At 64.6% G+C, this 6991-nt stretch carries 8 protein-coding genes; 5 read left to right on the forward strand and 3 right to left on the reverse strand.

Annotation, left to right across the window (positions count from 1 at the left end; translation table 11 throughout):
* Positions 1 to 234, reverse strand: a 234-nt coding sequence (locus V474_RS24650; protein WP_082700024.1) for a DUF4158 domain-containing protein, incomplete at its 3' end; no start/stop codon positions are given.
* Positions 235 to 373: 139 nt separating this feature from the next.
* Between V474_RS24650 and V474_RS24655 the strand changes: the two genes are divergently transcribed.
* Positions 374 to 967 (forward strand): recombinase family protein, encoded by a 594-nt coding sequence (locus V474_RS24655; protein ID WP_013039114.1) that lies wholly within the window; start codon positions 374 to 376, stop codon positions 965 to 967.
* Positions 968 to 993: 26 nt separating this feature from the next.
* On the opposite strand, the gene V474_RS26775 is transcribed toward V474_RS24655, so the two are convergent.
* Both V474_RS26775 and V474_RS24670 read right to left on the reverse strand, forming a co-directional pair.
* A complete protein-coding gene (locus tag V474_RS26775; protein WP_236711437.1) occupies positions 994 to 1569 on the reverse strand; it encodes a transposase in 576 nt (191 codons plus the stop codon).
* Positions 1570 to 2018: 449 nt separating this feature from the next.
* Complete coding sequence (locus V474_RS24670) at positions 2019 to 2711, reverse strand: hypothetical protein (protein WP_007685994.1); 693 nt, start codon at positions 2709 to 2711, stop codon at positions 2019 to 2021.
* 165 nt (positions 2712 to 2876) lie between these two features.
* Between V474_RS24670 and V474_RS24675 the strand changes: the two genes are divergently transcribed.
* The 4 genes from V474_RS24675 to V474_RS25970 all read left to right on the forward strand — a co-directional run bounded on the left by V474_RS24675 (position 2877) and on the right by V474_RS25970 (position 6765).
* Positions 2877 to 3473 carry a recombinase family protein gene (locus V474_RS24675; RefSeq protein WP_007685993.1) on the forward strand — a complete coding sequence of 199 codons (597 nt, stop codon included), beginning with the start codon at positions 2877 to 2879 and terminating at the stop codon, positions 3471 to 3473.
* Complete coding sequence (locus V474_RS24680) at positions 3466 to 5118, forward strand: IS481 family transposase (protein ID WP_007685992.1); 1653 nt, start codon at positions 3466 to 3468, stop codon at positions 5116 to 5118. Before V474_RS24675 ends, V474_RS24680 begins: the two co-directional genes overlap by 8 nt.
* Complete coding sequence (locus V474_RS24685) at positions 5118 to 6095, forward strand: ExeA family protein (protein ID WP_007685991.1); 978 nt, start codon at positions 5118 to 5120, stop codon at positions 6093 to 6095. Before V474_RS24680 ends, V474_RS24685 begins: the two co-directional genes overlap by 1 nt.
* Positions 6096 to 6195: 100 nt before the next feature.
* Positions 6196 to 6765, forward strand: a complete 570-nt coding sequence (locus tag V474_RS25970) for a hypothetical protein (protein ID WP_062121710.1) — start codon at positions 6196 to 6198, stop codon at positions 6763 to 6765.
* Positions 6766 to 6991 lie beyond the last annotated feature (226 nt).

Consider the following 6991-nt stretch of genomic DNA (forward strand, 5'->3'; position numbering starts at 1 on the left):
ATAGGCGAGCACAGGAGCGGGCGGGACTTCGCCCGCTTCCAGCGCACGGCCAGGCCATCTCATATATAGCATGAGCATCGCATAGCCGAGCCGGGTGGCATCGCCGCGACGGCGGCCGACAATTTCCAGGTCGTCGCTGGTCAGCGTATAATGACGCGCGATCTCGCGCTCATCGAGCGGCGCGCCATAATGCCTCGCCCAGATTTCCAGGCTCACCAGTCGCCGTCTCGCCAAGCATCATCTCCTTCGCTTTGCGTGTCCGTCAGACGGTCCTCTGGCGGCCAGCAGGAATATGTCCGTTAACTCTGGACCTATAACGGCGATTCGGACAAGATCAGATAATGATGGGAAAACGGACAGGATTGGGCTGCATGTGGCGTTGATCGGCTATGCGCGCGTCTCGACGGCAGACCAGAAGCTCTCACTCCAGCTCGACGCGCTGAACGCGGCCGGGTGCGACCGGATATTCGACGATCACGCATCTGGTGCAAAAGCCGATCGGCCCGGCCTGGCCGAGGCGCTCGCCTATCTGCGCAGCGGCGACACGCTGGTGGTTTGGAAACTCGACCGTCTTGGGCGCTCGATGAGCCATCTGATTGAGAAGGTCGGCGAGCTAGCGACGCGAGGTATCGGGTTCCGCTCGCTCACCGAGAACATCGACACCACCACTTCGGGCGGGATGCTGGTGTTCAACATCTTCGGCTCGCTTGCCCAGTTTGAGCGCGATCTGATCCGGGAGCGCACCCATGCAGGCCTCAAGGCCGCTCGCGAGCGAGGTCGCCCCGGTGGGCGGCGGCCAGTGGTCACACCTGACAAGCTCCGCAAGGCGCGCGAACATATCGCTTCCGGCCTCACAGTTCGCGAGGCCGCCGCGCGCCTCAAGATCGGCAAAACCGCCCTCTACAAAGCCCTCGAAGCCACGGAGAAGAACACAAAGTCCCAGCGTTCCCGGTCCGTTCGCTCTTAGCGTGCAGATAAGTCACTTTCGTGCAGTCACCCCAAAATCAGCGACGGTGTGACAGTGCGGTCGCGCATCGCCGCGATGACCTCCGCAATTTCGGCCCAATGGCTGACGATCAGGTCCCGACCGAGGCGGCGCCCGAACAGCGGTGCGAGCCGACCATAGCGCCGCGCGGGCTCGAAACCATAGAGTTGTCGATCCGACAGGCGCGGAATGCGCGGCTCGAAATCGAGGCCGAGCAAATGCATGACGGCGAACACGATATCGGAGACGCCGCCACCATCGGTGTGGAGGGCGGTGATGTCCGCGCTGCTTTCGTGGCCGAGGATGCCGTCGAGTGCGTGGATCGCCTCGCCCGCCGTCCCGGCGATGACCGTCTGATGAAGCGGTGCGTATCTGTAGGCGCTTGCAACCGTAGCAGCTTCTGCTCGCAAACAGCGCCTTTTCCTGCCCAGATTACCTGACAACGAGCCGACTATGCTGCTCACGCTATCCGACAATGTGCTCGCCATCATCCGCGTCTGCTCGCAAACGGCAAAGGGCCGCTCATGGTATCTGCCAACTACAAAGTCGAGATTAGCAGTCATTTGCTGATGCGCGATGCTCACGCAGCTTTGTGGAACCCAAGATCAGAAAGTACACGATGGGGCAAACCACCATCAGCATCACTGCTGGATCGGTAGCCCATCTCGTTGGGCCATCGCTGTCCGGCTCACTTGCTACCGCGAGCATGAGCGCGATTGATCCTCGCACAGCGGCGTAGGTGGCAGGAACAAGCAGGATGTGGAGAAGCCACCCGTAGCGGAACCGCATGGCGCCAAACCAGCAGAGTACAGCTATGGCGGGTGGAGCGAGTGTGGCGGCTACGAAGCCGCAGAACCAAATGGCAAACCCTGCCGGAGTCAGCGTATCGCGATAGTAGCTGGCGATCCCATCCGGTCGCAATCCGAGAGCGACGAAAGAGCCTGCGACGACAACGGCACCCAAAGCCGTCAGTCCGACGCCACGCAATGTCCCGTGTCTCGGCATCAATCTATGCAATCCAGTAAGCCATTGATCAGGCTGCTCGCACTTTGGCTCGGAAGAAGGTCGTTTCCGACCCAATCAGATCGGGGTCGATCCCGCTCTCCTCGGCGGCCAGTTGCTGGATGATCCGCCAAATCTCGGGGGCGGTGAGGCGCGCGCCGTCGCGGGCAAGCCTGCCACGGTTCTGCTCCGTGACCAGTCGGGCGAGATCGCCGATAGTGTCGCACCTCCGAGGTAATCGCCGGCGGTCGAGGTGCCGTAACCATAGCCCCGCGTAGGCGCTCGCTCCAGCAGCGAAGATGCGAAGGGGAGGTGCCAGCGTCGTGAAGGCGAGGATCGCGACCGCGACAGCGAAGCAGAGACCACTGACAATCCCAAGCCATCCGGCTCGCGTCGCCGGCATCTTGAGGTCGGTATCGGCTTCCAGGTCGCTGAACGCTTGGCGCAGCTTCCCACCGATCAGCGGCGCCAACGGCGCATCCGGCCCGACGTGCCGGCCAAGCCCGAGCGCGCGTCGAAGCCTGTAGAACGTCATCTGCGTGGCGCATGTCGTGCCGCCCCCGCTGTAGGCTGCGACATGCGCGACGACATGGTCACGCACCTCGCCGAACGTTGTCCAAGGCAGGTTCGAGCGCAGGCGCAGATCGAAGGTGCGCTCGATTGCGAGGAAGAAGTCGGTGTCGTCGCCATCACCGACCCAGCCAACCGTATCGAGCACCTGCATGAACCCGGCTCCTCAGCGGTTCTGCAAAACGACCGTTTCTGACGAGCCGATCGCCTTGCTGGGCCGGCAACGTAAATCTGCGGGCCGCACTTTGTCAAAACTGTTCTGGAAACCCGCGTCGCAAAACGGTATGCCCCGCACGAGTTTGGAGAAGATCAGACGCTCATGCGGGTCGGCTATGCCAGGGTCAGCACCAGCGACCAGAACCCCGAGCTCCAGCTCGATGCGCTGCGGCGGGCCGGCTGCGAGCGGGTGTTCACCGAAAAGGCGTCGGGCGCGCGCGATGACCGGCCCGAACTGGCGCGCATTCTGGAAGACGTGCTGCGCGCAGGCGACACGCTGGTTGTTTGGAAGCTCGACCGCCTCGCCCGCTCGCTCAAGAAGTTGATCGCCACGGCCGAGGATCTGGAGCGCGAGAAGATCGGGCTGGTGTCGCTGACCGAGAGCATCGACACGACAACGCCGGGTGGCATGCTCACCTTTCACGTGTTCGGCGCCATCGCGCAGTTCGAGCGTGCCCTGATCCGCGAGCGAACTACCGCGGGGCTAGTGGAGGCGCGCCGGCAGGGTCGCAAGGGTGGCCGCCCATCGGCAATGCGCCCGAGCGACGTCGCCGCGGCACGGGCGATGATGAAGGAGGGCACGTTGCCGGTGCGCGACATCGCCAAGCGCATGGGCGTGTCGGTCGCGACCCTCTATCGCTATGCAGGCAAGCGCGGCAGCGGTGCATCGATCAAGGAGGCTGCAACAGCCCATGGCTGACCGGGCGAAGCGACCGCCTGGAGAGGCGCTGATCGATCTTCGCCGACGGTTGTCGCTGTTGCCCCCACGCGACCCCGGTCGCACCGAGATCATCGCCCGTGCGGCCGAGGCCTATGGCATCTCCATCTGGACCCTTTACCGGGCGTTGCGCGAGCTGAACCGCCCCAAGTCGGTGCGCCGGTCCGACCATGGTGCGACGCGGGTTGCCCCGCAGGCCGAGATGGAGCGCTACGCCGAGATCGTCGCCGCACTGAAGATCAGGACCACCAACAAGAAGGGCCGGCACGTTTCGACCGCCCGCGCCATCGAGTTCCTGGAAACCGATGGCGTCGAGACGCCGGAGGGCCTGGTCAAGGTAGCACCCGGCCTGCTGAAGCGGGCGACCATCGACCGGCTGCTCCGCTCATCAGGGCTGGACTATGCCCGCGTGACCCGCCCCCACGCAGCCGTTCGTTTTCAGGCGCGGCGATCCAACGAGCTGTGGCACTTCGACATGAGCCCGTCCGACCTCAAGCAGGTCGAGGCGCCGCTCTGGATCGAGCAGGGTCGCGGCAAACCCACGCTGATGCTGTTCTCGGCCGTCGATGACTGCTCGGGCGTGGTCTACCAGGAATATCGCAGCGTCTATGGCGAGGATGCCGAGTCCGCGCTGCGCTTTCTATTCAACGCCTTCGCCGCCAAGCCTGAGCCCGAACTGCCGTTCCAGGGCCTGCCGGTCACGATCTACATGGACAACGGCCCGGTCAGCCGGTCGCGCGTGTTCCAGTCGGTGATGGGCAGCCTCGGCGTGCGCGTCCTCACCCATCTGCCGCCGAAGGCCGACGACCGGCACACCGCGGCCCGCGCCAAGGGCAAGGTCGAGCGGCCGTTCCGCACGGTGAAGGAGGTGCACGAGACGTTGTACCACTTCCACAAACCCAAGGACGAGGCGGAAGCCAATCTGTGGATGCGGCGTGCGCTGGTCACCTACAACAACGGCGACCATCGTTCCGAGCCACACGCGCGGATCGAGCACTGGCTGCGGCACCTGCCCGGCGATGGCGTGCGGGCCATGTGTTCATGGGAGCGGTTCTGCGCCTTCGCTCGTGAGCCCGAGCGGCGCACCGTTGCGGGCGACGCGACCGTCTCGGTTGAGGGCGCTTCCTACGAGGTCGAGCCCGAGCTCGCCGGCGAGACGGTGACGCTGCTCTGGGGGCTGTTCGACCAGCAGCTCTTCGTGGAGCATGACGGCAAGCGGCATGGCCCTTACGAGCCGTCGCGCGGCGCCGTGCCGCTCTACCGCTATCGCAAGTATCAGAAGAGCCGCGCCGAGGAGCGGCTCGACAAGGTGGTCCGGCTCGCTGACCAGCTGGGGCTGCCCCGCGCGACCGTGACGGGCGGCGACCGGCCGCTGCCGTCGCTGCCGCCCTCCACCGCAGGGCTCGCGGTGCGGCAAACACCTTTTCCGGAGCCGGCGGTCGAGACGGCATACCCGACCGGGCTCGCGGCGCGCCACGCCATCGTCGACCAGCTCCGGCGACCGCTCGGCTCGCTGCCTGAGGCAGACCGCGCCTTCATCGACGCGCTGCTGGGCGAAACGCTCGACAAGACCATCATCGCTGACCGCATCCGAGAGCGGTTCCAGTCAAGACGGGGGACAAGCTGATGCTCGCCGACGTTCAATCCAGCTACGGGCTCGCCCGCCCGTTCCAAGGCGTCGGCAACTTCGAGACAGAGCATCAGCGCAACCTCGTGCGCGAGGTCTGTGCGGCCGTGCAGACCGGCAGGTTGATCGTCGTCTCCGGCCTGGTCGGATCGGGCAAGACGCACCTGCTGCGCCGCATCGAGGACGAGCTGGCCCGGGCGGGCAAGGTCGCCGTCGCCAAGTCGCTTGCGGTCGACAAGCGCCGCACCTCGTTGCCCTCGCTGATCGAGGCGCTGTTCTACGATCTCTCGCCCGGTGACCGTGCCCAGGTGAAGATTCCCAAGCAGGCCGAGCGCCGCGAGCGCGACCTGCGCGACATCATGCGCAAGGGCAAGCGCCCGGTCGTACTGGTGGTCGACGAGGCGCATGACCTGCACCACAAGACGCTGACCGGCCTCAAGCGGTTGATGGAGGTGGTGGCTGATGCCGGCGTGCTGCTGTCGGTCCTTCTGGTCGGCCATCCTCGGCTACGCAACGACCTGCGCCGCCCGCAAATGGAAGAGATCGGCTACCGCACGACCACCTTCGACTATGAGGGCATCGGCGCCGAACGCCGCGACTATGTTGCCTGGCTGCTCGGCGCCTGTGCGGCCGAGGGGGTCAAGGTTGCCGACTTGATGAACGAGGACGCGATCGACCTCATCGCCGAGCGCCTGCGCACCCCGCTCCAGATCGAGATGCACCTGACACTCGCCTTCGAGCAGGGCTTCCGCTTCGCTGCCAAGCCCGTCACGGCCGAGATCGTCGAGCAGGTGCTGTCGCGGGCGATTGACGACCTCGAACCCACGCTGACGCGCAACGGTTACGATGCGGGCGCGCTCGCCAGCCAGCTCAACACCCGGCCGTCCGACATACGCGCGTTCCTCGCCGGAACGCTGGACGCCGAACACACCCGCGACCTGACCGAGCGGCTCCGCGAAGCCGGTGTGCCGATATGATACTGGCTGTCCTCGCCTTGGTATCTCCCGCACGCGGACGCAACGCATGTCGTCTGTGCCACCGATTGTGGACGTTGCGCTTCTCTCATAGCCTGCCGGCATGAACAGGCATCTTACCGCAGCTTCTTTATCGATCGTCAGCTTGCTCAGCGCGTGCTCGGCCTCGGCCGAGAGGAGGTTGGAGGGACGAGTCTTCGACATCCCGAGAGCCAACGACATATCCGACAATGATAAGCCGTTCTTTCTACCAGCGCTCGATCCCAGCGACGGGTTCTCGTTCTACCTAAATCCGAGCGCAAGCTTGCCGGAGCGAAACTTGGTGGGCGTGGCAAGCAAGAAGCGGATGTGTGCCCGCGCAGCGGGAACAGAGGCGCTTGTCAACTCGACTGTCTGCGCAAGTCGCCCGCTTTCATGGCGCGGCCGAACACTGCGCAAGGTAAGTGATGGTGTTTTCTGGACATACCAGTTGCCAGCCGAAGCAGGTCAGAAGCGTCCTCCATCGCTGGCGAGTTGCTCCGCCATGGGCGGAGGCTCGCGGCCGGGGCTCTGCACGGCCAATCTGCCGTATGACAATCTCGTGCTGACGATTCACTTCCGAGACAATCAGGTCGGCTCGCTCCAGGCATTATACGATCAATCCGTTGCTAGCCTGAGGAAGTGGGAGCGCTGATGCTTACGGCAAACCCGGCGGGAACGATCGCTGCCAGACCGCTCACCGGCACTCCTCGCTATTGGCAGAAAGCGAGAACAGGCCTTCTCCGTTTGCGAGCAGGCGCGGATGATGGCGAGCACATTGTCGCATAGCGTGAGCAGCATGGCCCACCTGCTGTCAGCAAATCTGAGCAGAAATCCGCGCTGTTTGCGAGCAGAGGCCAGTATCTTTGCAATCGCCTACA

This window comes from Novosphingobium barchaimii LL02, assembly GCF_001046635.1.
Classification (GTDB): Bacteria; Pseudomonadota; Alphaproteobacteria; order Sphingomonadales; family Sphingomonadaceae; genus Novosphingobium; species Novosphingobium barchaimii.

What these genes read in the sequence shown, in the direction of transcription:
- V474_RS24670 (WP_007685994.1), bottom strand. Translation starts at nt 2,711, where the DNA reads ATGCAGGTGCTCGATACGGTTGGCTGGGTCGGTGATGGCGACGACACC.
- V474_RS24675 (WP_007685993.1), top strand. Translation starts at nt 2,877, where the DNA reads ATGCGGGTCGGCTATGCCAGGGTCAGCACCAGCGACCAGAACCCCGAG.
- V474_RS24680 (WP_007685992.1), top strand. Translation starts at nt 3,466, where the DNA reads ATGGCTGACCGGGCGAAGCGACCGCCTGGAGAGGCGCTGATCGATCTT.
- V474_RS24685 (WP_007685991.1), top strand. Translation starts at nt 5,118, where the DNA reads ATGCTCGCCGACGTTCAATCCAGCTACGGGCTCGCCCGCCCGTTCCAA.
- V474_RS25970 (WP_062121710.1), top strand. Translation starts at nt 6,196, where the DNA reads ATGAACAGGCATCTTACCGCAGCTTCTTTATCGATCGTCAGCTTGCTC.